The organism is Plesiocystis pacifica SIR-1 (assembly GCF_000170895.1).
Lineage (GTDB): Bacteria > Myxococcota_A > Polyangia > Nannocystales > Nannocystaceae > Plesiocystis > Plesiocystis pacifica.
Genome location: NZ_ABCS01000007.1, coordinates 77,206 through 101,691, shown reverse-complemented (window position 1 = coordinate 101,691; position 24,486 = coordinate 77,206). Strand labels below are relative to the sequence as shown.

Sequence of the window (24,486 nt, the reverse complement as noted above, 5' to 3'; positions counted from 1 at the left end):
GCAGAAACAGTGTATCGGGCCCGCAGACCTCCATTGGAGCCAAGCAATCGATCTTTTTGGATTTCCATGTAGGGTTTTGGGGTCTCCGGACACCGTATCCCTGCATGGAACCCCTCGCGCCTCTCCCGCAGATCCCCCTCCTCGGCGAAGCGATCTACGTCCTGGGTTGCGTGACCTTCGCGGTGGCTTTCTTCCCGGCGCTGCGCGGCCTGACCATGCTGCGCTCGTCGGCGAACTGGCTGCTGCGCATGCTCCCGGCCTGGCTCGGGGTCAAGCGGGTGCTCGAGGATCCGGACCGCCCGGTGTGCGTCGACGGGCTGAGCCGCGGCATGGCTTCGCTGGTTCGGCAGACGCGGACCCTGGCCCTCGAGCTGCGCGAGCGCAGCGAGGAGGCGCAGTGGTGGCCCGAGGAGGTCGCCGAGCCCCAGCCCGGGTGGCGCAGCCTGTTCATCGACGATCAGCTCGCGGACTACAGCGCCCTGGTCGAGACGCGCCGGCAGGTGTGGGACTGGCTCGACACGGCGCAGGGCCTGTCCGCCGAAGAGCACGAGCTGCTGGCGGGCCTGGGGGTCGACGCCGACGCCGTGCGCGAGGCCTTGGTCACTGGCGGGGAGAACCGACCGCAGGAGCTCGTCCGCGCCCTCGCGGGCCTGATGTGGTCCTTCGACGAGCGCCTCGCCGCGGCCAACCCCGGCGCGGGCTACCGCGCGGGCGGGGCAGACCGCGTGGGCGCGGCGGGCTTCGTCGGCCTGACGCCGGCGCCCCGCTTTGGTCGGCCCGGCTTTTACCCCAACGCCATCGACGACGCGGACGACGAGGACGAGGTCGCCCAGATGCGCCGCCGGCAGCAGCAGCTCGCCAGCGTGCTCGCGACCCACGGCTCGAGCATCTCCCGGCTCGCGGCCAGCTACGGCCGCACCCCGGCCGAGCGCGAGGACCTCGAGCAGGACATCGCCCTGGCCCTGTGGCGCGCCCTCCCGACCTTCCGCGGCGAGTCTTCGCTGTCGACCTTCGTCCACCGCGTCGCCCGCTACAGCTGCTTTCGCACCCTCCGCAAGCGCCGGCCCACGGCCCTCGAGATCTTCGAGGACGGCGAGGAGCTGCGCGACACCGAGACCTGCCCCGAGTCCGCCGTGCTCCACGAGGACGACCGCCGGCGCATGCTCGACGCCCTGGCCAAGCTGCCCGACAACCTCGAGTCGACCATCAGCCTGCACCTGCGCGGGCTGTCCTACGCCGAGATCGCCAAGGCCCTGGGCATCACCGAGCGCAACGTGTCGGTGCGGATCAGCCGGGCGCGGCAGCGGCTGCGCCGCGAGCTGTGCGCGGCCTGAGGCGTTGTCTGTATTCGCCGTCGAGGACGGACGACTCACTCGCGGGTCGAGGAGGAGGAGGAGTATCCGGAGCTGGAGAGGCTCGGCCCCTACCTGCGCGGGAGCCTCGAGGGTCACCTGGAGCTGTTCTTCGACGGCCTCGTCATCGACGATCCGTTCTCGGCCCACTGCCCGATGATGCTCGGCGGCTTTCCCCAGGGCAGCGACGCCTTCGTGATGATCCTGGCCCTCGGGATCTACACCTGAAGCGCTCGGTTCGCAGTGCTCGGGTCGCGGGCCGGCGCCGCGACGAGGCAGGCGAGCGCGCGGGCGAGAGCAAATGCGAACAGGCCTCGCGAAGCCTGCCTCCGTCCGCGTCCTCGCTCGAGCCAGGACGACGCACGCCGGGAAGCTGCCCCTCTTGCCAGCCCGAGCAGCCGGGGCGGGCGGTGACACAACCACGATAGATTGCCTCTGCGTGTCCATCGCTTCCCCCGAGCCGCGCAGCGACCCCCACGACCTCGGTCCGCGGTTGCGCCGGCGCGCCGTCACGGTGCCGCTGTTTTGGGCGGCGGCGTTGCTCTACTGGAGCCTCGCCCCGCTGAGCTTCGGGCTCGCGCTGCTCGCCGATCTCGCGCGTCGGCGCCGGGGCATCGCCGTGCGCATCTGGCTGTTCGTCGGGGGCTACCTGGCGCTGCACCTCTACGGCCAGCAGCTGCTCTTGTGGGCCTGGCTGCTGACGGGCTTTGGCTCGGCGAAGGCCCGGATGGCCCGGTGGACCTATGGGATCCAGCGCCACTGGGCGGGCGCGCTGTTCGAGCTGGCGACGACGCTGTTTGGTCTGCGCTGGACCGTGGAGGGGGCCGAGCTCGCCCCGCCGGCGCCGGCCCTCTACCTCACCCGCCACGCCTCGATCATCGACACCCTGGTGCCCAACGTGTTCGTGACCGCGGCCAACTCCATCCCGCTGCGCTGCGTGGTCAAGCGCGAGCTGCTCAACGAGCCCTGCCTCGACATCGCGGGGCAGTACATCCCCAACCACTTCGTCGACCGCGACCCGAGCGACTCGGAGCACGAGCTGGCCGCGATCGAGGCCCTGGCGGCGGGCCTCGACCCTGGCGAGGGCCTGCTGATCTATCCCGAGGGCACGCGCTTCACCGAGGGCAAGCGCTGCCGGGTCATCGCGCGCCTCGAGCAAAAGCAGCCCGAGCTCGCCGAGCGGGCCGTGGCCCTCGAGCACACCTTGCTGCCGCGCCCGGGCGGGACCCTGGCGCTGATGCGGGGCGCCCCGCAGGCGGACGTGGTCATCGTGGGACACGAGGGCTTGGGCGGCTTTGCGACCGTGGCCGATCTGTGGTCCGGCGAGATCATCGGCCGCGAGGTCCACGTCCGCTTTTGGCGCTACGCGGCCAGCGAGCTCCCCGCCAGCGACGAGGCGCGGGGGGAGTGGCTGCACGATCGCTGGGCCGAGCTCGACGCCTGGATCGCCTCCCGGAAGCACTGAAGCTCAGCCCGTCGAGCTTGGGTACACTGCCCGAGCATGGCCTCGCTGACTGCAGCCGCGATCTTGCTGGTGTCCCTCGCTCTGGTCTGGCTGATCAGCCTGCTCGAGCGCAACGCCGGCATCGTCGATATCTACTGGGGCTTCGGCTTCGTGCTCGTCGCCTGGGCCTGCGCCTACGACCGAGGCTTCGCCCTCGAGCCGCTGCAGTGGCTGCTGCTGGCCATGGTCAGCGCCTGGGGCCTGCGCCTGACCGTCTACCTGGGCTGGCGCAACCTGCTCGTCTACTCCGAGGAGGACCCGCGCTACCAGTCCCTGCGCGAGCGCATCGGGCCGACCTTTTGGTGGAGCAGCCTGTTTTTGATCTTCTGGGGGCAGGGCGCGCTGCTCTACGTGGTCAGCCTGCCGGTCCAGGGCGCGCTGCTGAGCGAGTCGGGCGGAGCCTTCGACGGCCTCGACGGCCTCGACGTGGCGCTCACCGTCGTCGCCGGGTTGACCTGGTTGGTCGGGCTGGGCTTCGAGACCGTCGGCGACCTGCAGCTCGCGCGCTTCAAGGCCGATCCGGACAACGCCGGGAAGGTCATGGATCGCGGGCTGTGGCGCTACACCCGGCACCCCAACTACTTCGGGGACTTTTGCGTGTGGTGGGCCCACTTCGGCGTGGCCCTGGTCCTGGGCGCGCCGTGGTGGACCGCGATCGGGCCCGCGCTGATGAGCTTCCTGTTGCTGCGCGTCTCGGGCGTGCCCTTGCTCGAGCGCAAGCTGGTCGAGACGCGGCCGGGCTATGAAGACTACGTGCGGCGGACGAGCGCGTTCTTCCCTCGTCCGCCGCGGGATTGAGCTACTTGAGGACGTCGTCGTCGCCGGTGCCGGTCACGGTCAGCGTGATCTTGGCGCCGCTGGACGACGAGCTGGCGAAGGACCAGGTCTGATCCCGCACGCCCTGAGCGAAGGAGGTACCCGAGGAGAAGGCCGTGCCGCCGCCCGAGGGCTGGCTGTCGGTGCCCAGCCACCAGTACATGCCAGACACGGTCGAGCTCACCGTCGTGCTGCTGTTTTTGGTGAGGCGGGGCTCCGTGGTGCTCGACCACTTGATGTCTTGGGGGGAGGAGGTGCTGTCGATGGTTGCGCTTGCCATGGGTGGGTCCTTGTCTAGGGCGTGGAGGTCTTGGTGAGGAGCGCGTCGAGCTCCCCAACGAGCTCGGCGTCGCCGCCTGCGAGGGTGCGCGCGCGCTCGAGCCAGGTCCGGGCCGCCGCGCGGTGGCCGAGCTCGAGCTCGACGTGGCCGAGCATCGTCGCGGCGGGGAGCAGCTCGGCGCTGTCGGGGCCCTGGCTGGCCTCGATGTTGCGCGCGGCCTGGAGCATTAGCTCGCGGGCGCGCTCGGGCTCGCCGTTTTGGAACACGGCGTCGGCGAGGTTGCGCTCGGCCAGAGCGACGCGGATCGAGTCCGAGTCCCAGTTGCGCCGCGCGATGGCCACGGCCTGCTCGAAGGCCGCCATCGCCTCCTCGGGCCGGTCGTCGTTGAGGTGGACGACGCCGACGGTCGAGAGCACGTCGAGGCGCAGGGGGTGGGTGGGGCCGCCAGCGGCCAGCGAGACCGCGTCGGCCTGGGCGGAGTGCTCGCGGACGCAGTCTACGTCGCCGAGGGCCTCGCAGGTCGCCGCGATGACGACGTGGTAGCGCGCCACGAGCAAGCCCTGAGGCCCCTGCTCCTCGACGGCCGTGCGCAGGCCCTCGCTCGCCAGGGTCCTGGCCTTGGCCGCGTCCCCGTCGACGAACACGGTGATGGATTCGTTGAGCCTCGCGCGGGCGGCAGAGCGCCCGGTGCCGGGCTTGGCCGCGTGCTCTTCGTTGAGCGTGAGCAGCTCCCGGGCCTCGGCGTAGAGCGTCTTCGCGTCGTCGGGCCGCTCGAGCAGGGTCGAGGTCCACGCGAGCATGCGCAGGGTCCGGGCGTGGTCCCAGGCGTAGTTGGAGCCGAGCTCGGCGTAGATGTCCGCGGCTGCGCGCAGCTCGGTCTCCGCGGCCTCGAACTCGGAGGTGAGCAGCAAGTACTTGGCGTGGTCCGTCTTGGAGAAGGCCTGGCGGTGGGGGCTCTCGAACTCCGCCCAGATGGCTTGCTCGCGCTCGTAGGCCCACCGGGCCGCGTCGACGTCGAAGGCCATCTGGCTCTCGATGGTCAGCAGCTCGCTCCAGGCCAGGCCGCACAGCTCGTTGTCGTCGAGCTCGACGCAGGCGTCGAGGGCTCGGCCGAGCTCGAGGCGGGCGTCGGTGAGGCGGTAGGTCTTGGCGTAGAGCCCCCCGAGCATGAGCGAGGCTTCGCCCTCGAGGGGCCTCCAGGCCAGCGCGCGCGCCCGGGCGAGGATCGTCTCGACGTCTTCGATGCGCTTGGGCAGGCCGCGGAGCTCACCGACGCTCAGGCGGAGGAGCTGGCGACGCAGCCGCGCGATCTCCTCGGCGTGCTCCGGGGGCGGCGCCTCGAACTGGTTGTGGAGCATGGCCTCGCCCAGGCACTCCTGGGGATCGTCGAGGGTTGCGAGCCACTGCAGCAGCTCGCTCGTCGACTCCACGTCGCCCTCTTCGATGGCCTGCAGGGCGACCTCGAAGCCGTCGAGCTGGCGCTCGAGGCAGCGGCCGCGACGATCGAAGACCTCGCTCGAGTAGAGCTGGCGGACGAGCACGTCTTCGCAGCTGTCGTAGGCCGCCTGGTGCCAGCCCTCGGCCCAGCCCTCGATCAGGCCCTCGGCCTGCCCAGCGAACTCGGGCCCGAGGCGCTCGTGGACCACCTCCTTGCGCCGCTCGGTCCACAGCTCGGCGATGGGGTCGCCCGCGTTGGAGCAGGGGTCTTCGGGCTCGGCCAGGACCACCGGCGGGCGCAGGGCCAAGGCGGCGCTGGTCGCCACGATCGCCGTGACCCCGGCTGCAACCACCGGCGCGAGCCATCGCCGCGAGGGGGGCTCGAGGGCCTCGACGAGGCTGAGCATGTCGGGGAAGCGCTCTTGGGGGTCGAGGGCGAGGCCGCGGCACAGCGCCCGGTAGACCCGCTTGGACATGCGCTTGTCCTTGGGCAGGGGCACCAGGCCGCCGCGCTCGCGCTCGCGCCGGGACGGCCGCGAGCCGACCAGGGCCTCCCACAGCGCGACGCAAAAGGAGTACTGGTCGCTGCGCGCGTCGACGTAGCGCCGGTCCCAGTGCTCGGGGGCGGCGTAGGCCGGGGTGCCGACGAAGCTGTCGACGTCGGTCAGGCTCTCGTTGAGCGAGGCCGAGCTGCTGTAGCCCGCGCCCGAGCCCGCGTAGGTGTTGCCGTCCATGGACGCCGGGCGGTCGCCGAGGCCGATGGACGAGAACTCGTCGATGGTGTCGGAGACCTTGACCAGGCCGAAGTCGATGATCCGCACGCGCCCGTCGTCGCCCAGCAGGATGTTCGCGGGCTTGATGTCGCGGTGGACGAGGCCGGCGGCGTGGATGGCCGCGAGGCCCCGGCCGGCGTCGGCCCAGCGGCGCACGATGTCCGCGGGCTTGCGCCGCAGCTCGGCCGCCCAGCGCCCGAGGGTCTTGCCGGGCACGTACTCCATGGCGATCCACACCTTGTCCTCCCAGCGGCCGACGTCGAACACCGAGACGACGTTGGGGTGGGCGATGCGGGCCAGGCCCTGGGCCTCGCGATAAAAGCGCTTCTCGCCGGTCTCGCTGCGGGCGATGGTGCGCAGGAACTTGATCGCGACCCGGCGCTGCAGCTCCTCGTCCCAGGCCTCGTAGACCGTGCCCATGCCCCCCGCGCCGAGCATGCGGTCGATGACGAAGCGATCGATGCGCTCGGGCGGCCCGCCGGCGCCGTCCTCGAGCCCAAACATGCGCGCGCGGATGCGCTGCCCGACGGACTCGAGCATGGCATCGGGGGCCTGGGCTGTATGGGTCAGCTCATAGTCGGTGTGGGTCTCGCGAATTTCCATGGGACCTCCGGAGCGGGGGGCGAGGCGGCGTGGTGGGCCGTCGGGTTTCCAGCGAGGTCGACGCTCAGGCGTCGGCGATCTCGATGCGTCGCACGCTCAGCCGCAGCTGCGTCCCGTTGGCGCGACGTTCGATGACCGTGGCCGCGTCGCGAAAGCCCAGCTTGGCCAGCTGCTTGCGCGCGCGATGAATCCAGAGGTTCGGGAGGTGGGGCTCCACGCCGAGCTTGCGCGGGAGGTCCTCTCGATGCACCCAGCCGTGCTCGGACTCGGGCAGCCCGGCCTCGGCGTCCTCGAGGCGGACGCGGGCGAGCACGAGGAGCAGGGCCAGGTGGGCGCGGGGCTCGATCCGAACGCTCTCGCTGCCCTCGGGCGAGACGAGGCTCAGCTCGATGTGCTCGCCGTCGCGGCTGACGAAGAAGCGGTGCGAGAAGGCGTGGATGCGCCGCTCGTTGTCGATCTCGCGGGTCTCGGGCAGGGTGTTCGGGAGGCTGACGCGCCACGGCTTGCCGCCCGCGAACAGGGTCTGCTCGCCCTCGAGCTCGGCGCTGCCCGAGCTCGACTCGACCACCCAGCGGCCGTCGAGCTCCATGTAGAGGGTCAGCTCGGGGGACTCCTCGTTGGGCAGCACGAGCAGGCCGTCCTCGGCGGTCCGGGTCTCGCCGTCGGGGCTCGTGGCGATCAGCGAGGGCGCGGAGTCGTCGACGAGCCGAAAGGACACGCGGCCGGCGAGGGTCAGCTCGGCACCGCGGGTCAGCTCGACCTGCTCACCCACGGCCAGCCGGCGCTCGCCGAGGGTCGTCCCGTTGCGGCTGCCGAGATCCTGGAGGCGCCAAGAGCGACCGTCCCACAGCAGCTCCGCGTGGAAGCCCGACACTCGGGGCTCGCGGATGCGCAGCTGGCAGTTGGGAGCGCGTCCCAGCAGGTGGCGAGGACTGAGCCAGTGGCGAGCTCCCGTCGCCATGTCTTCGAGCACGGCCACGGCCCCGAAGCTACCGCAGGTCGGCGTCATCCGGGGGTAGCCGGCGCGGCCGGGCCGAGTGGGGAGGGTCGCGTCCATTGCCACCCACAGCCTGCCTCAGTCGTCGATTTGGCGCAGTTTCACGCCCTATCAGGAGGCTCGATAGTGCGACGAGTGGGGCGAATTGCGACGCGCGGGGTTCGCGAGCGTGAAGCAACTTACCGAACGGGGGGAGCGCGATGAGATCGGCTCCCCCTGTCGGGGTCCGGGGCCCGTCGCCGCGGCCCATCCTTTTCGCTAGTCGCCTGGATGTCAGGGGGCCAGGGGCGGCGGATCGGCCTTGGCGGGCGCGGGCTCCCCAGCCTCGCTCAGCCGCGCGGTGCCAGACGCGACGCTCCAGCCGGCGGCGAAGCTGCCCGGGGCGAACTCGGGGCTCTCGCGCAGCTGCGGCGGGAACATCCAAAAGTCGGCCTGGAGCCGGGCGGGGGTCACGTCGATGGTGACGTAGCCGTTGTCGCCCGCGGCGACGTAGCGGTTGTGGGGGTTGAGGGACTGGAGCAGGGCGAGGGTGCCGGCGTCGAAGCCCGAGGCGGGCGAGCTGATGCCGGGCGTCGCAAACTCGACGGCCACGGCGCCCTCGCCGGTCTCGGGGTCGTAGCCGTCGTAGGGGTCGATGGTCAGCTCGTTGGCGAAGCTGATGTGCAGGTCGCCCGCGAGGACCACGACGTCGTCGATGGCGTTGTCGATGAGGTGCTGGAAGATGCGCCGCCGGGCGGCGTCGTAGCCGTCCCAGATGTCCGGGAGCAGGAAGCCGTTGAGCTCGCCCTCGTCCCCCGGGGTGATGATCAGCTGGCCCATGATGATCTGGTTGGCGAGGATCTTCCACTGGCCCGTGGAGCTGGCGAGGCGGTCGAGCAGCCAGCTCTCTTGCTCGACGCCGAGGAGCTGGCGGTCTTCGTAGAAGGCCTCGACGCCGTCGGAGGCCGGGGCGACCTGCTCCTCCCGGCCCTCGTAGCGCGTGTCGAGCACGATGAGGTCGACGAGCTCGCCGTAGCTCAGCGCGCGGTAGACCCGGCCGGGGGCGCCCTCGCGCAGGGGCAGCCACTCGAAGTAGGCCTGGGTGCCGGCGGCCTTGCGCGCGGCCCAGCTGCCCTCGTCGTCGGTGTGGTTCTCGGCCCCGCCGAGCCACCCGTTGTTGGCGATCTCGTGGTCGTCCCAGGTGACGATGAAGGGGTGCTGGCGGTGGGCCTCCTGGAGGGCGGCGTCCGCGCGGTACTGGGCGTAGCGTCGGCGGTAGTCGGACAGGGTGACGATCTCGTGGGGCGGGTCGTACTCGCGGACCTCGCCGTAGTAGCCCGTGCCGTACTCGTAGATGTAGTCGCCGACGTGGAGGATCGCGTCGAGGTCGGCGCGGGTCGAGAGCTCGCGGTAGGGGTGGAAGTAGCCGTGGGCCAGGCTCGAGCACGAGGCCAGGGCGAAGCGCAGGTGCTCGCTCGCGCCGGCCGGGGCCGTGCGCGTGCGCCCGACGGGCGAGACCCGGCCCTGGGCGTAGAAGCGGTAGTAGTAGGTCGAGGCCGGGTCGAGGCCGTCGACGTCGATCTTCATGGTGTGGTCCCGCGCGCTCGTAGCCTCGACGTCGATGTAGTCCGCGGCCACGCGGAGCTCGAAGTCGGGGTCGACGGCGACCTCGAAGAACAGCCGCACGGCCTCGTCGGGGCTCGCCGGGCTGACCCGGGTCCACAGGATGACCGAGTCGGCCAGGGGGTCGCCGCTCGCGACACCGTGGGAGAAGATCGTCTCGGGGCCGGGCTCGCCCTCCCACGCGTACTCGGGCAGGCCGTCGCCGCCGCCGGTGGTGTCCGACTCGCTCTCGGTGTCGGTCTCGGTGTCCTCGCCGACCTCGTCGTCGCCGCTGGAGACGGTGAGGGTGCAGGCCGTGAAGCTGGGGATCAGGGTCGCGGCGCCGAGCATGCCGGCGCGCCGAAGGAGTTCTCGTCGGGTGATGGCCACGGGCCCGGAATGTCTACGAGGCTCCCGGAGGCCACGCTACGCCCCGATGACGGATCCGTGACATCCGGGGGTGTTTCCTCCTCAATCGGCGTTGCTCTACCATGGAGCGTCATGCGCTCTCGCCACAGCTCGTTGATGCTCCTCGCGCTCGCGTCCCTCGCACTGTCCCCAGGTTGCGGTGACGACGGCGTCTCCGCGACGGCCGATGGCACCGACGGCAGCACCGACGACGAGGTCGGCGAGACCACGACCAGCGGCGAGGACACCAGCGACACGAGCACGGAGGGCTCGACGACCGAGGCCGAGACCGAGACCGAGACCGACTCGAGCGAGGACACGACCACCGGCGGCCCGGCCACGCCGCTCCAAGCTGGCGTCGCGATGCGCCCCCTCCACTACCCCGTGGGCATCTCCCTGGCTGGCTACGGCGGCCGCGTGGGCGGGATCAACACGGCCTGGAGCGGGCTGTTTTGGGGGACCAAGGGCTTTTACAGCTACCCCACCATCAAGGCCATGGTCCTCGACGACGGCGAGGGCGACCGGGTCATCTTGATGAAGACGCCGATGATGAGCGGCGAGTCGGGGGTCACCGACGCGGTCGCGGCCAAGTACATGGAGCTCTACGGCGAGGACATCGCGGGCCGGGTGATCTGGGGCGGGACCCACTCGCACCACGCCCACGGCCGCTACTGGCGGCTGCCCGACATCTTCGGGGCCGTGGGGGCCGACACCGCGGACGAGGAGGTCATCGACCTGATCGCCACGGAGTTTGCGATGACCATCAAGGAGGCCGCCGACGCCATGGGCGACGCGGAGTTCGGGTGGACGACCCTCGACGACTGGGACCCGGACGACAAGGTCTACGGCGACCGCCGCGGGGAGAACGACCCGACCTACGGCAAGGACCCGCGCCTGACCGTGCTCGGGCTGCGCCGCCCCGACGGCACGCCCTTGGCCGCGCTGTTCAACTTTGCGATGCACGGAATCTCCGTGGCCTACGAGAACGAGCTGCTCAGCGAGGACGCCCCCGGGGCCGTGGAGCTGGCCTTCGAGGAGTACTTCTTCGAGCAGACCGGCGAGCCCATCTTTGGCCTGTTCAGCCAGGCCGGGGCCGGCGACGCCTCGCCCCGGGGCGGCTTTTTGGGCCACGACCCGGCGACCCAGCGCATGGAGATGATCGGCACCGTGGCCTCGCCGGTGATCTTCGACGCCTACCAAAACCTCGACTGGACCGACGACCCGGACATCGACGTGGCCTCCCGGCGCGTCGACCTGACCTACGAAAAATTCGGCTACCACCGCAACGGCGAGTTCTCCGGGGAGCTCTTCGACCTGCTGCCCATCGACTACACCTGGGGCGGCTGGCAGTGCACCGGGGTCGCGGGCGACAACGACCCGAACACCTCCATGGAGGGCCTGCCCAAGCAGTGCATCCCCGTCGACACCCTGCTGATCGGCAACGACGTGCCCCACGCCGAGGTCCACCAGACCTACCTGAGCGTGGCCAAGGTCGGCTCCATGGTGATCTCGACCATCCCCGGCGAGCCGAACTACTCCCTGGTCAAGTACGCCCGCGACGAGTTCGCGGCGCTCATGGACCAAGAGGGCATCCCCGTGGGTCCCGAGGGCCTCGAGCTGATGGTCTGGGGCTACAGCCAGGATCACCTGCTGTACTTCTCGGCCCCCGACGACTGGTACCAGGGGGGCTACGAGGCCGAGATGAGCCTGTGGGGGCCCTTCGGCGGGTCCTTCATGGTCGATACGACCACGGCCGTGCTCGCCGACATGCTCGCGGGCCAGGCAGGCGATGTGGTGCTCGTCGAGGAGAGCCCGAGCCTGGCCTCGCCCGGCGGCTTCACGCCCCGGGCCTACGAGTTCAGCCAAAACGTCGGCGAGGTCGTCGGGCAGGTCGACCCCGAGCGCCAGCGCACCGAGGTCGCGCGCTTTCGCTTCGGCGGCGGCGACCCGAGCATCGGCGCCCCCAACGTGCGCCTGCAGGTCGACGACGGCGAGGGCTTCGTCGACGTGCCCCACCCCGCCGGCTTCGCGGGCATGGCCTACGACAACAGCCGCGCCGCGATGATCACCCGCTACGACCCCGACCCGGCCCCCAACGGCCAGGTCCTCTCGGGCCGCGAGCACGAGTGGTACGTCGACTGGGAGGTGCCCGCGGACTGGCCCGCCGGGACCTACCGCTTCGTGGCCTCGGGCCCGTGGTGGAACGCCTCCGAGGTCGTCGACTACGAGGCCGTCGGCCTGCCCTTCGCCGTCACCCAGCACCAAAGCGCCGCGCTCACGGCCAACCTCAGCGACGCGAGCACCCTCAACTTGACCCTGATCCTCGACGAGCCCGAGTACGTCGAGGACGGCAGCACCCCCGAGCAGGGCTGGATCCTCCACGACGCCTGGCACGGACCCGGCGAGGGCATCCACGTGCGCGCGCCCTTGAGCCTGCAGTTCACCGTGGACGGGGCGCTGCAGCCGGAGGTCTACGCGGCCGAGTACGACGCCGAGGCGGACCTGTACGTGTTCGACTTTGGCCAGACGGGGATCGACGCCAACGCGAGTGTCGAGGTCGAGGCGTGGCTGGCCGAGGACCTCGAGCCGGCGGTGGTCGGGGCGCCCGTGAGCGGACCCTAGGACCCCGAGAGGCGCACGAAAACGCAAACGCGCCTTGTGTGTCTCATGGTGACATGGTCATCATGGAGCCATGATTCCGTGCTCTGATTGCAAGCGCCACATTCGTGAGACCGACGCGAGCTGCCCGTTTTGCGGTCGCGCTCAGGCGGTGACGTCGCTCCCCTGGGTCGCGCGCGTGGGCGCTGCGCTGATCGTGACCGCGACCTTGGGCATGAGCGCGTGCACCAACGAGCCGCCGAGCGGGGACGAGGCCGAGAGCTCGACGATCGCGGACACCGAGACGGACTCGGAGACGACCAACACGACCCAGGAAGAGGAGAGCACCAGCGAGGTCGACGACGGCGGTGCGAGTTTCTACGCCGGCCCCGAGGACGACACGACGACCGGGGCACCTCCGGACTGCGATCCCTTCGCGCAGGACTGCCCCGAAGGCGAAAAGTGCGTGCCCTATGCCTGGTCGAGCCCGAGCTTGGACTCCAACAAGTGCGTGCCCGTGCTCGGGAGCCAGGGCGAGGGCGAGCCGTGCACCTACTCCGGCGTCTTCGAGTCGACGGACGACTGCGACGAGACCAGCTTTTGTTTCATCTTCAACACGGAGGGCGAGGGGCTGTGTCAGTCCTTTTGCACGGGCACCGTCGACGCCCCGGTGTGCGGCCAGGGGCAGACCTGCGTGATCGACGGCCAAGGGTCGATCAACCTGTGCATCGACACCTGTGACCCCCTCGCGCCGGCGTGTCCCGAGCCCCTGGGTTGCACGTGGATCAGCCCGGACTTCTTGTGCACGAGCCACGAGGAGACCGATCTACTCGGCGAGTCCTGCGAGGAGATCGCGAACTGCGGACCGGGGCTCACGTGTGTGGACAGCGAAGCGCTCCCCGAGTGCGCGAGCACGGCGTGCTGCGCGGAGTTTTGCGCCCTGGACGACCCCGAGGCGGTGTGCACCCTGGAGGGGACGCAGTGCGAGCCCTTTTACAGCCCAGGCCAGGCGCCCGAGGGCCTGGAGAACGTGGGCATCTGCATCGCGCCTCCACCCTGAGGGCCGGCGTTGGCTGCTGGGCGATGTGAAGCCGAGTTGTCACGGTGACCCCGCCAACGCGAGTCACCGTCGCCAAAAGAAAGCCGCGCCCGCGTCACGGATCCGCCGGCCTCGCGCCATGACTCAAAGGGCCCTCGAGCCCGCCGAGCACCATGACCCGCGAACCGAGCCGCCTGACCCTCGACTCAGGGACTGTGAAGTTTTCACAGTCCCTGTCCACTCTAGCCGTCGTGGACGACGCCACGCCCTCCCTGCCCCACGTCCACGACTCACCCGAGTCCCCCGCCAACCCTCTCACCCGAGCCGCCCTGCCGCTGACGCTCTTCGCGTTCCTGGCAGGCTGCGGCGACCTCGAGGAGTCCTTCTCGGGCAGTTTTGGCGGGGGCTCGGCCAACGACGAGGCAATACCAGAGGACTCGCTCGGCGAAGAGGAGGGGCCCGGCGAGGACGAGGACCCAAACGAAGACGACGAGGCGGACGAGAGCGAGGACGAGGGGCCCAAGCTCGATCTGGGGCCCTTGCCCGACGGGGAGGAGCCCGAGCTGCCCGCAGGCATCCCGGAAGACTGCACGACGGCGGCGATGGTCGAGAGCGCGGTCGGTTGCGAGTTCTACGCCGTCGACCTCAACAACTCCAACGACGACGCGGCCTGGGGCATCGCGGTGTCGAACGTGCAAGAGCAGGTCGAGGCCGAGGTGGTGCTCGAGCAGCGCGTCGGCGGGACCTGGCAGACCCTCGCGGGACCCGAGCTCGTCGCGCCCCTCGGCTCGCACCTGTTCACGCCGCCGCAGCTGGACCAGGACGAGAGCATCGTGCTCGAGGGCGGGGCCTTGCGCGTGCGCGCGGACGTGCCGACCATGGCCTACGAGTTCAACCCCGTCGACGGCTGGCTGTCCTTCTCGAGCGACGCGGCCCTGCTCTATCCGGTGTCGAGCTGGGACGACCTCTACGACGTGGTCAGCCACGAGACCGAGGACGGCTGGGAGGCCTTCACGGTGATCATGGCGGCCCACGACGGGACCGTCGTCGACGTGACGCCCTCGGTGCCGACCCTGCCAGGGCCGGGCGTGCCGACGGGGATCCCGGGCCAGACCTTCCAGCCTGGCCGGCGCCCAGGTCCTGGTCGATGGGGCGCCAGTGCCCGAGAGCGAGTTCATCCCCGTGGGCGGGGGGGACTACGAGGTCGCGCGGATCTTGACCACCGACGGCGTGCACATCGTCGACGGCGACGGCGACCCGGTCAGCGTCAGCGTGGTCGGCTTCGACGGGGCCGACAGCTACGCCTACCTCGGCGGCGTGGGCACGCAGATCATCAACCGCTTCCCGCCAGTGGGCTGAGGGGGCTCGCCGGGTTAGTCGAGCTCGTAGCGCGCCAGGGTCTCGGCGCTCGGGGGGGCGCCAAGCAGCGAGCCGGCGATCATCACCGCGACGTTGACCGCCAGGCCGATCACCCCGATCTCGAGGCCCAGCGGGTTGAGGTTGGCGTAGAGCTCGGGGGCGAGGCTGCGCAGGGCGAAGCAGGCCAGCACGGTCCCGTAGCCCGCGACGATCCCCAGCTCGGCCCCGAGGGCGTTGGCCCGGCGCCAGTACAGGCCCAGGAGCACCAGCGGGAGGAACTGGATCGGGATCGCAAAGGCGAGCAAGAGCAGGTCGACGATGGACAGGCCGCCGCCCGCGGCGAACACCACCCAGCTGAGCACGGCCAAGGCGACCACGAAGACGCGGATGATTCGAGTTTGTTGGTGGCCGTCGAGCTCGCCCTGGCTCGACGGGCGCAGGGGCATGAGCACGTCGCGCACGGCCATGGACCCGCCCGCGTGCAGCAGCGCGTCGCCCGTGCTCATGGACGCCGCGAGCACGGCGAAGGCGACGAAGGCGAACATCCACGGGTGCAGCGGATGGCCGGACAGGCGGTCGACGAGCCACAGCAGCACCGAGTCGTCCGTGGGCCCGCCGTCGAGCACGGCGACGTAGCCCAGGAAGATCAGCGGGACCAAGAAGAACAGGAAGGTCGGGTACCAGACCACGCTCTGCTGGACCAAGCGGGCGCTGCGGGCCGTGAAGCACTTCATGAACACGTGCGGCCACATGGCGAAGCCCAGCATGGACACGAGGATCTCCGAGCTGTACCTGGCCGGCGAGGTCTGGGCGCCGGGGCCCGGCAAGGTCAGGTACTCCGGGGCCTGCTCGACGACCTTGTCGAACATCGCCGGGACCGAGCCGTAGAGCGCCGTCGGGATCCACAGGCCCAGGGTCCACACGACGATCAGCATCGCCACGCCCTGGACCACGTTGGTCCAGCCGACCCCGCGCACGCCCCCGAACAGCACGTAGGTGAGCACGGCGACGTAGACGAGGGCCGCGCCCCAGATCGGCGGCCAGCCCGTGACCGCGTGCATGACCAGGCCCGCGCCCTTGAGCTGGATGACCAGGTAGGGGACGAAGGAGAGGATCGAGCCCGCGCCCATGAGCACGGTGATCCGCCGGCTGTCGTAGCGCCCGCCGACGAACTCGGCCTGGGTCATGAAGCCCTCGCGGGCGCCGATGCGCCGGACCCGGGCGCCGAAGAAGAACAGCGGGACCAGGCCGACGGCGCCGTAGGACAGGACGTAGAAGGCGTCCGAGCCCTTGGCCGCCACGCGCTGGGGGGTGCCGAGGAGGGCGTAGGCCGAGAAGATCGTCGCGCCGACGACGAAGTACATCACCACCGGGCCGAAGGCGCGCTCGCCCGCGACGAAGTCGTCGCTGTCCCCGCTCCCGCGTCGCCCGGCGAGGACGCCGAGGACGACGGTGAGGACCATGTAGGCGACGACCACCGTGAGGGCCAGGGGCTTCACGGGGAAGACCCTAACCCACGGCGGTCAACGGGCGGTCAAAGTGCGGTCAAAGGGCGTCAGCCGACGGCGGCGATCTTGGGCCTGGCAGGGGGCTTGGCGGCCGCCTGGGCCCAGGCCGGCACGGCGTCGATGAGCCTAGCCTTGCTCAGCGCGAGGTACTCGGGCTCGCGCTCGAGGCCGGTGTACTGCAGCCCCAGCTTGGCCGCGGCCACGCCCGTGGTCCCGCTGCCGTTGAAGGGGTCGAGGACCCGCGCGTCGGGGTGGCAGCTGGCCATCAGCAGGCGATCGAGGAGCGCCAGGGGCTTTTGCGTGGGGTGCTTGCCGTGGGTCTTCTCCGACTTGCCGGGGGCGGTGAAGCGCCACACGTTCTTCATCTGCTTGCCGCCGTTGCGCAGCTTCATCTCCTGGTAGTCGTAGTAGTGCTTGGACTTGCGCGTCTTGGCGGCCCACAGCACCAGCTCCGTGGAGTGGGTGAAGTAGCGGCACGAGAGGTTCGGCGGCGGGTTGGGCTTCTCCCACACGATGTCGTTGAGCATCTTGAAGCCGAGCTCTTGCATGGCGTAGCCGACCGAGAAGATCACGTGGGCCGTGCCCGAGACCCAGATGGTCCCGTTGTCGGCGAGCACGCGCTGGCAAGCCGAGAGCCAGCGCTTGTTGAAGGCGTGGTTGTCCTGGGCTCCGAGGCTCGCGTCCCACTTGCCCTTGTTGACGCTCACGCGCTTGCCCCCCTGGCAAGTCGTGCCGCCGTTGGACAGGAAGTAGGGCGGGTCGGCGAAGATCACGTCGACGCTGCCCTCGGGGAGCTGCTCGAGGATGTCGAGGGAGTCCCCCTGGATCAGCCGGGCGCGGCTGTCGGGGGAGCGCCAGTACTCGCCCTGGTGCGCCTCCCAGGGGCCACGCTCGATGACCGGGGGCGCGTGCTTGACGACCTTGATGGGCCGGCGCGCGGGTGGGGGCAGGGCGCTCGCGTCGCCACTCGAGCGCTCCTTGCCCTCGGTGGGGTCTTTGGAGGCGCTGGAACGCGCGCGCTTGGGGGCGCTGACCGAGGCTTTCTTTCGTCGAGTCACGCTGGCGGTGGAGGTGGGCCGTTTCTTGGTCGCCACGATGGGCCGATGCTGGGGGCGGGATCGCCAACGTCCGATTTTTCGACGCATCGATCCCAGGCCCCCGCCTTGGCCGTTTTGTTGCGCGGACGATTCGAGCCTTGATACTCCTGCCCCGAAGGCCGTCCCGGCGGCTGGAGCTGCCATGAAGTACGCGACCATTCACGCGATCACCCGCCGAGCAGGCGCGCTGGCCCTCGGTCTGTGCGGTGTTGCGGCGCTCGCGGGCTGCCAGGTCAAGACCGAGGTCGAGGCGACCGTCGGTCCGGCCGAGCCTGCCCAGCGCGCCGCCACCTCCTTCGTCCACTGCGTCGAGAGCGAGGGGGGCAACTGTGTTCAGAACAACCCCTTGCTCGGGTCGTGGGATGCCTTCGCGCTGCTCCACTGGCTGGGCTCGGGGTCGCCGACCTCGATCTTGCAGGCCCTGCGCGGCGAGCTCGAGCACCACCGCAACCCCTACGCCATCCAGGACCGCCTCGTGGCCCACGCCGCCGGCTACCGCGAGCCCCTGCGGGGGGCCGAGTGCCGGCCCGAGTCGGCCGCCGCGATGAGCACCCTGCTGCCCAAGCTGCGCAGCCGCGTCGAGGGCCGGCTCGACGAGCTCGGGCTGTGGCGCGGCGATCTGGGCGGGGTCATCGACGGCCTGACCAAGGAGGCGATCGACGGCCTGGGCGAGGGCTGGCTCGTGCACATGACCTGCTACGGCGACCCCTATGAGATCTGGGTGGCCACGGCCAAGGAGGGCGACCGGCAGACCGTCGTCGGCTTCCTGACCGACCTGCCGACCTGGCTCGAGGGCAGCGAGCTGTCCGACGAGGCCGTCGAGGGCCGGCTCGAGAACCGCGGGCTGGGGGCCTCGACCACCCTCGGTGTCGTCCGCGAAGGCACCGTCGACACCAACTGGATGCCCATCCCCATCGAGGAGTTCTGAGATGCTCGAGACCTTGCTGATCACCGCGCTTCTTGGTGCCCACCCCGCCCACCCCGCCCCCTTCGCAGCGCAGACCATCGACGCGACCTCGACCACGACGAGCAGCTCGACCAGCGCCGACGCCCAGGACTACGCGGCCGGAGGCATCACCCTCGCCGACATCATCCGGGCCCAGGCCGCGCCCGAGAGCCTGCAGGGCTTCGAGACCGTGGTCCTCGCCCAGCTCAACGCCGCCTTCGGGTCCGAGAACCTGCCCCAGGTCAACGGCGCCCCGGTCGAGCCGGGCATCTACCTGACCGTCTCGCCCACGGCCCTGTACATGTTCGACACCGAGGTCACGCCCCTGAGCGGCGGGCTGACCCCTCCGGGCCCGGCCTCTCGGGAGTGCAAGAGCGGGTGCAAGCAGCTGCTGTGGGCGGGCTTTCGCCGGCTGTGGCTGCAGACCCTCGAGGAGGCCCAGCGCCTGACCCTCGAGGTCCCGACCCGGGTCATGTTCGGCGCCGAGGCCAGCGTCCCGGCCAAGACCATCGTCGAGCTGGCCTACGCCGCCGGCGAGACCCGCCCGGGCGTGCCTCCCAACTTCAGCCTGCTGGTCAACGGCGGCAACGCGGGCCTGCGCGCCCGGCCCTTTTACGTGCTCCCCCCCGGCGGCATGCGGGTGGCGCCTGGCGACAACGCCCTGGGCCTGCGCATCAGCCTGTCCGCCGGCGAGAGCTTCGAGATCTCCGCCGCCCACCCCCGCTTCGCGCCGCGCATTTCTGGCACGGGCTGGAAGGAGCTGGCCAAGCAGCTCGTGGCGATCAAGAAGAAGTACCCCAACAAGACCACGCTGGTCATCGACGTCGGTGACGCGAGCGTGGGCGACGTGGCGATGGTCATGCTGGCGGCCAACAAGAAGTTTGCGAACTTCGTGCTGACCGACGGCTTGCCCATCAAGTGGGGCTGAGCGGGCCCTCAAGGACCGAGCTCGACGCTCACGTCGACACCCACTGGCTGACCCTCTTGTCCCAGGAGGGTCAACTCATATCGCCCGGGCGCGAGCTCGAGGCTCGTCGTTTCTCCGCCAGGCAGGCTGATGGTCAGGCCTCCTGGAGCGATGTCGGTCACAGGGGGGAGCTCTCCCCACTGTGGATCGCCGTCGACGGGCTTCTCGAGCAGGGTCTCGTCGGAGCAGCGGGCGAGCGTCGCTACGTCCGCGTTGGTGGTGATGGCGTAGAGCGCGTGCTCGGGTAGCTCGAGCACACGCATCGTGGCCGTGCCGACGCTGCTCCCAAAGTTGCCTGGTGCGGCGCAGTCGAGCGAGGCAGTGTCGCTCCAACGCCGTGGTTCACCCTCTCGAGTCTGAAGCTCGGGCACCGAGGGGTGGGCGCACGCGTCGATGACGGAGTAGCTGTAGGCTGTCGTTGCGAAGTATTCGTTCTCCGCGTCGACGAAACTCTGACCGAAGAGCGCCTCGAATGCCTCTTGGGCTGGTCGAGGGTCTGCGCGAGCAGGGCCGAGACCGCCTCTGGTCCGCGTGTCTCCCACAGCCACCGTACGAAGTGCCCTGCGCTCTGGTACTCGAGCGCGGGCGGGTCGAGCTCGAGGTTTTCGAGTGGGTCGGTGTTGCCCGGGAGTGTGCGGCGCCAACCGAGGGACTCCGCGGCGCCTTCACCCCAGAAGCTCTGGGGGACACCCAAGCCGGCTGTCCCTGCATGTACATCTGGGGGTCCGCGGACTACCCGGAGTCCGAGTTCTGTGGCGTCCACAACTTGGGCTGCTACGTCTACGGAGAGAGGCTGATCTACACCAGCACCTTCTCCCTGGACCACGAGCTCGTACGGTCGGTGGTCGGCTCGGACGTCGTCGAGGAACTCGGCATCGACGATGTAGAGGTCCTTGTCGGAGTCATGCGTGATGTAGAGCTCGGGCTCCCAAGGCTGGGCGTCTGGATTTGAGCCCGCCTCATCACCGCCGTCGTCCGCCGACGAAGCGCAAACATCGATCTCCGTCGCGGCTGAGCCCCCTGCGTCCGCGCAGCTCACAGACGCGACTCCGAGGGAAGGCCCACAGATGATGTGTTCTTGGAGCCCGACCTGGCAGATGACCGCGGATTGACCCAGCACACACTGGTCGGTGCAGGGCTCTTCGGCGAGCCTGGGGCCAACCCGAGGGCGTGTTGGGTGAGTTGGACGGCCCGGTCCCCGTGACCCCCTCGCGCACGCGCGGTGGTCCGAGGATCGGGTCAAATCGTTGCACATCGTAGTTGAGGGAAGCGCGCGGGCTGGGGCAAACTCATCGCCGATGCGCGTCCAGCCCAAAGTCCTCGTCCGCCGTCTCAGCCCCGTGAGCACGGGCATGCTCGAAGCCGCCGTGGGTCGTGCGGCGCAGGGTCAGTTCTACGAGATCGTCCCCGAGCACCTGCTCTACGGGATCGTCGGTCAAGAGGACGGCGACGCGGCCCAGATCCTCAAGCACTTCGGCCAAGATCGGCTGCGCCTGGTCGGGCGGATCGAGAAGGTGCTCGAGAGCATGAAGACCGGGAACGCCAAGCGCCCGGTGTTCTCCGAGGCGCTGTTCCAGTGGATCGAGGACGCGTGGACCCTGTCCTCGCTGCTCTACGGCGTGGCCACGCTGCGCACCGGTCACCTGCTGCTGCAGTTTTGCGAGCGCGCGTCTCGCTACACCGCCGAGGACTTCCCGGAGCTCGAGGCCATCGACACCGAGGTCCTGCGCCGCGAGTTCTCGAGCGTCGTGTTCAACTCCAACGAGCTCGACGACGTCGCCAGCTCGGGCGGCGGCGGGGCCCGCTCGGGCCGCGGGGCGGCGCCGGGCGAGGCGGGGGCGCCCTCGGCCGACAGCGCGCTGGGTCAGTTCACCGTGTCGTTGACCCAAGAGGCCCGGGACGGGCGCATCGACCCCATCTTCGGCCGCCACCGCGAGATCCGGCAGATCGTCGACATCCTCGCGCGCCGCCGCAAGAACAACCCGATCATCGTCGGTGAGCCCGGCGTCGGCAAGACGGCCCTGGTCGAGGGCCTGGCCCTGCAGATCGTCAGCGGCGACGTGCCCGACCTGCTCAAGAACGTCGAGCTCATCGCCCTCGACATGGGCCTGTTGCAGGCGGGCGCGAGCGTCAAGGGCGAGTTCGAGAAACGGCTCAAGGCGGTCATCTCCGAGGTCAAGGCCTCGCCCACGCCGATCATCTTGTTCATCGACGAGGCCCACACGCTGATCGGCGCCGGGGCCAACAAGGGGGGCAGCGACGCCTCGAACCTGCTCAAGCCGGCCCTGGCCCGCGGCGAGCTGCGCACCGTCGCGGCCACGACCTGGTCCGAGTACAAGAAGTACTTCGAGAAGGACCCGGCCCTCGAGCGCCGCTTCCAGCCGGTCAAGTGCGACGAGCCCTCGGTCGAGGACGCGGTGGTCATGCTCCGCGGCCTCGCCGGCAAGTACGAGGAGGCCCACGGGGTGACGATCCGCGACGAGGCCGTGGTCGCGGCCGCGGAGCTCTCGGGCCGCTACATCTCCGGGCGCCAGCTCCCCGACAAGGCCGTCGACCTCCTCGACACCGCGGCCGCGCGGGTCAAGATCGAGCAGGGCGCCAAGCCCCAGCGCATCGAGGAGCTCGAGCTCGAGCTCGCCTCCCTCGACCGCAAGCGGGCGGCCCTCGACCGCGACATCGCCGAGCACATCGAGGTCGACCAGGACGCCTACGCCGAGCTGCTCGGGGAGATCGAGAGCCTGCGCGAGTCCGTGGCCAAGGGGACGCAGCGCTGGGTCGCCGAGCGCGACGCGGTCAAGGCCTACAACGCGGCCTGCGAGGTGCTGCGCGAGGCCGAGGCGGCGGAGATCGCCAAGCTCGAGGCGCCGGCGGAGGGCGAGGGCGAGGCACAAGCGCCCGCCGAGCCGCCGCTCGTCGACGCGCCCGCCGAAGGTGAGGGTGAAGGCGAGGCACGAGCCCCCGCCAAGTCCATCGAGGAGCTGCGCGCGGAGGTCGAGGCCGCCAGGGCGGCGATCGACGCGATCCGCGGCGAGGAGGACCCCCTGGTCCACCACGAGTGCGACGCCGACGTCGTCGCCAAGGTCGTCGCCAACTGGACCGGCATCCCCGTCGGCAAGATGAAGGCCGACACCATCGGCTCCGTGCTCGCCCTCGAGGACGTGCTCGGCTCCCGGGTCAAGGGCCAGGAGCCGGCGGTCCGCGTGGTGTCCGAGACCGTGCGCATGGCCTACGCCGGCGTCCGCGACCCGAACACGCCCATCGGCGTGCTGCTCTTCGTCGGCACCAGCGGCGTGGGCAAGACCGAGATGGCCCTGAGCCTCGCCGACCAGCTCTACGGCGGCGACCGCTTCATGACGACCATCAACATGTCGGAGTTCCAGGAGAAGCACACCGTCTCCCGGCTGATCGGCTCGCCCCCCGGCTACGTCGGCTACGGCGAGGGCGGCATGCTGACCGAGGCCGTGCGCCAGCGACCCTACTCGGTGGTCCTGCTCGACGAGTGCGAGAAGGCCGACCCCGACGTCATGAACCTCTTTTACCAGGTGTTCGACAAGGGCGTGCTCAACGACGGCGAGGGCCGGACCGTCGACTTCCGCAACACGATCATCATCCTGACCTCGAACCTGGCCTCGGACACGATCATGCGCCTGTACCAGGGCGACGAGGCCCCGGCCACCGAGGAGGTCGTCGAGGCGATCCGGCCCACGGTCAGCGCCCACTTCAAGCCCGCCCTGCTCGCGCGCATGACCATGGTGCCGTTTAGGCCCATCGGCCCCGAGATCATGCGCGAGATCGCGATCTTGAAGCTGCGCAAGCTCGAGCGGCGCCTGCGGGAGACCCACGAGATCGAGACCACCTTCAGCGACGAGCTCCTCGACGAGCTCGTGCGCCGGTGCACCGACGCGGACACGGGCGCTCGCAACGTCGACCACACCCTGCGGGCCTCGCTGATGCCGGCTCTGGCTCGGACCTTGCTCGAGTACATGGCCGACGGCGAGATTCCGCCCCAGCTCGAGATTGGCCTCAGCCCCGAGGGGAGCTGGCGCTTCGACTTTAGCGATTAGTTTAGCGATTGGGCCGGAGGCCGAGACAGACGACCCCGCGATCCATCCCTGGCGATGGCGCGGGGTCGCGCGTGTCTTCGGGTGTCGAGGCGACGGGGGTTGGAGAACGTGAGAGGCCGTCGTACATCCCTTGGTGACCATGGAGTTCAGGGAGTTCGAGGCGGGATTTCAGCGGGCGGTCGAGCAGACCGAGGCGGAGATGGGCGTGCGGCTCGAGCGTTGGCGTCGCGGGACGCTGACCTGCGAAGACCGACACGCGGCGTCCCGTGGCCCGTGGCCGGACTGGAGCTTGCACGCGCCGCACTACCTGCATCTTCCCGATCTGCGGGCCCAGCCCTTTTGGTCGCTCGCGGACTTCCCCGTCGAGGACCGGGCGGTGTTCGAGGCGGTGGAGCGCGACTGGGAGGCGGTCTCGGCCGAGTTCGAGGCGGGCATCCTCGGCCAGGACTTTCGGCCCACGGGGCACACCCACATCGGCATCCAAGAGGCGTGGTCGCAGTATCCGCTGCGCACGGTCAACGAGGAGTGGATCGACGACGAGGTCGCGCGGGTGCCCGCCACCGTGGGGCACCTGCGCGCGATCCAGGCCCGGGGGATGCTGCGCGGTCCGGTCTACTACGCGGGCCTGGCGGGCCACCTGCGCCCGCACTGCGGGGGGACCAACGCGAGCTTGATCTTCCACTACCCGCTGCGCGTGCCGGCGACGGACTGCGGGATCCGCTGCGGGACCGAGCTGCGCCGCTGGCGGCCGGGCAAGTGGCTGATCCTCGACGACGCCTACCCCCACGAGGCCTGGAACCACAGCGGAGAGTCGCGGGTGATCCTGTTGATCACCGTGCCGCACCCCGACCTCTCGGCGCTCGAGCGCCGGGCGACCTCGCGGATCCGCGAGCTGCTGCAGCCGACCTACAAGGCCTACTTCTCGACCCGCGAGATCGAGGAAGGCCCCGAGGGCGGACGCAGCTGAGTTCTGCTCTGCCCCCACAGGCATCTGAGGACCGGGGGCGCTTCGTCGCTATCCGCTCCTCCGCTTTGGCTTGGTGGGCAATGGGGTTCGTGCCTTCGAGAAGGCTGGTGGTCGCCCCCGCGAAGGGGGGGCGTGGATTCGTTGACAGCCCCTGAGTCGTGGACGTGGGGCAGGGAGTGCGTGGCGTCGT

General features: G+C 70.2%; 18 protein-coding genes and 1 pseudogene. 12 read left to right on the top strand and 7 right to left on the bottom strand.

Going from position 1 to position 24,486, the window contains the following annotated elements; genetic code table 11:
• The first annotated feature begins 104 nt into the window (after positions 1 to 104).
• From PPSIR1_RS45690 to PPSIR1_RS05385, 3 genes are all read left to right on the top strand, one after another.
• Complete coding sequence (locus PPSIR1_RS45690) at positions 105 to 1,334, top strand: RNA polymerase sigma factor (RefSeq protein ID WP_006969980.1); 1,230 nt, start codon at positions 105 to 107, stop codon at positions 1,332 to 1,334.
• A gap of 457 nt (positions 1,335 to 1,791) precedes the next feature.
• Complete coding sequence (locus PPSIR1_RS41855) at positions 1,792 to 2,817, top strand: lysophospholipid acyltransferase family protein (RefSeq protein ID WP_006969978.1); 1,026 nt, start codon at positions 1,792 to 1,794, stop codon at positions 2,815 to 2,817.
• A gap of 36 nt (positions 2,818 to 2,853) precedes the next feature.
• Entirely contained in the window at positions 2,854 to 3,654 is an 801-nt protein-coding gene (locus PPSIR1_RS05385; protein ID WP_006969977.1) for a DUF1295 domain-containing protein, read from the top strand.
• Position 3,655: 1 nt separating this feature from the next.
• Here PPSIR1_RS05385 and PPSIR1_RS05380 read toward each other — a convergent pair whose 3' ends face one another.
• The 4 genes from PPSIR1_RS05380 to PPSIR1_RS05365 form a co-directional block, all read right to left on the bottom strand.
• Positions 3,656 to 3,952 (bottom strand): hypothetical protein, encoded by a 297-nt coding sequence (locus PPSIR1_RS05380; RefSeq protein WP_006969976.1) that lies wholly within the window; start codon positions 3,950 to 3,952, stop codon positions 3,656 to 3,658.
• Between the two features lie 14 nt (positions 3,953 to 3,966).
• A complete protein-coding gene (locus PPSIR1_RS05375) occupies positions 3,967 to 6,765 on the bottom strand; it encodes a serine/threonine-protein kinase (protein ID WP_006969975.1) in 2,799 nt (932 codons plus the stop codon).
• A 64-nt stretch (positions 6,766 to 6,829) separates the two neighbouring features.
• Positions 6,830 to 7,822 carry an FHA domain-containing protein gene (locus PPSIR1_RS05370; protein ID WP_006969974.1) on the bottom strand — a complete coding sequence of 331 codons (993 nt, stop codon included), beginning with the start codon at positions 7,820 to 7,822 and terminating at the stop codon, positions 6,830 to 6,832.
• Positions 7,823 to 8,035: 213 nt separating this feature from the next.
• Complete coding sequence (locus tag PPSIR1_RS05365) at positions 8,036 to 9,733, bottom strand: alkaline phosphatase D family protein (RefSeq protein WP_045115412.1); 1,698 nt, start codon at positions 9,731 to 9,733, stop codon at positions 8,036 to 8,038.
• A gap of 111 nt (positions 9,734 to 9,844) precedes the next feature.
• Between PPSIR1_RS05365 and PPSIR1_RS05360 the strand changes: the two genes are divergently transcribed.
• From PPSIR1_RS05360 to PPSIR1_RS05345, 4 genes and pseudogenes are all read left to right on the top strand, one after another.
• Positions 9,845 to 12,373 carry a neutral/alkaline non-lysosomal ceramidase N-terminal domain-containing protein gene (locus PPSIR1_RS05360; RefSeq protein ID WP_198154462.1) on the top strand — a complete coding sequence of 843 codons (2,529 nt, stop codon included), beginning with the start codon at positions 9,845 to 9,847 and terminating at the stop codon, positions 12,371 to 12,373.
• Positions 12,374 to 12,521: 148 nt separating this feature from the next.
• On the top strand, positions 12,522 to 13,409 hold the full coding sequence (locus PPSIR1_RS05355; protein WP_006969971.1) for a hypothetical protein: 888 nt from the start codon (positions 12,522 to 12,524) through the stop codon (positions 13,407 to 13,409).
• Between the two features lie 152 nt (positions 13,410 to 13,561).
• A pseudogene (locus PPSIR1_RS51155) lies at positions 13,562 to 14,494 on the top strand (hypothetical protein); the annotation flags it as partial.
• Between the two features lie 52 nt (positions 14,495 to 14,546).
• Positions 14,547 to 14,747, top strand: coding sequence for a hypothetical protein (locus tag PPSIR1_RS05345; protein ID WP_006969969.1), 201 nt, complete (start codon positions 14,547 to 14,549; stop codon positions 14,745 to 14,747).
• Between the two features lie 14 nt (positions 14,748 to 14,761).
• Here the strand turns inward: PPSIR1_RS05345 and PPSIR1_RS05340 are convergent, their stop codons facing one another.
• Complete coding sequence (locus tag PPSIR1_RS05340) at positions 14,762 to 16,246, bottom strand: sodium:solute symporter family protein (RefSeq protein WP_006969968.1); 1,485 nt, start codon at positions 16,244 to 16,246, stop codon at positions 14,762 to 14,764.
• 56 nt (positions 16,247 to 16,302) lie between these two features.
• The gene (locus PPSIR1_RS05335; RefSeq protein ID WP_006969967.1) at positions 16,303 to 17,349 is read right to left on the bottom strand and encodes a DNA-methyltransferase; all 1,047 of its coding nucleotides are present in this window, start codon (positions 17,347 to 17,349) and stop codon (positions 16,303 to 16,305) included.
• Positions 17,350 to 17,494: 145 nt separating this feature from the next.
• Here PPSIR1_RS05335 and PPSIR1_RS05330 point away from each other — a divergent pair, with 145 nt between their 5' ends.
• Together PPSIR1_RS05330 and PPSIR1_RS05325 are read left to right on the top strand one after the other, a co-directional pair.
• Complete coding sequence (locus PPSIR1_RS05330) at positions 17,495 to 18,280, top strand: hypothetical protein (RefSeq protein ID WP_006969966.1); 786 nt, start codon at positions 17,495 to 17,497, stop codon at positions 18,278 to 18,280.
• A gap of 1 nt (position 18,281) precedes the next feature.
• Positions 18,282 to 19,226: a hypothetical protein gene (locus PPSIR1_RS05325; protein WP_006969965.1), complete on the top strand. Its 945-nt coding sequence runs from the start codon at positions 18,282 to 18,284 to the stop codon at positions 19,224 to 19,226.
• Between the two features lie 8 nt (positions 19,227 to 19,234).
• On the opposite strand, the gene PPSIR1_RS05320 is transcribed toward PPSIR1_RS05325, so the two are convergent.
• Positions 19,235 to 19,528 carry a hypothetical protein gene (locus PPSIR1_RS05320; protein ID WP_006969964.1) on the bottom strand — a complete coding sequence of 98 codons (294 nt, stop codon included), beginning with the start codon at positions 19,526 to 19,528 and terminating at the stop codon, positions 19,235 to 19,237.
• A 293-nt stretch (positions 19,529 to 19,821) separates the two neighbouring features.
• On the opposite strand from PPSIR1_RS05320, the gene PPSIR1_RS05315 reads away from it, so the two are divergent.
• The 3 genes from PPSIR1_RS05315 to PPSIR1_RS41850 all read left to right on the top strand — a co-directional run bounded on the left by PPSIR1_RS05315 (position 19,822) and on the right by PPSIR1_RS41850 (position 24,296).
• Positions 19,822 to 20,217, top strand: coding sequence for a hypothetical protein (locus tag PPSIR1_RS05315; RefSeq protein WP_157595214.1), 396 nt, complete (start codon positions 19,822 to 19,824; stop codon positions 20,215 to 20,217).
• 346 nt (positions 20,218 to 20,563) lie between these two features.
• Positions 20,564 to 23,329: a type VI secretion system ATPase TssH gene (tssH, locus tag PPSIR1_RS05310; protein WP_006969962.1), complete on the top strand. Its 2,766-nt coding sequence runs from the start codon at positions 20,564 to 20,566 to the stop codon at positions 23,327 to 23,329.
• 139 nt (positions 23,330 to 23,468) lie between these two features.
• Entirely contained in the window at positions 23,469 to 24,296 is an 828-nt protein-coding gene (locus PPSIR1_RS41850; protein WP_053335318.1) for an aspartyl/asparaginyl beta-hydroxylase domain-containing protein, read from the top strand.
• Positions 24,297 to 24,486: the final 190 nt, after the last annotated feature.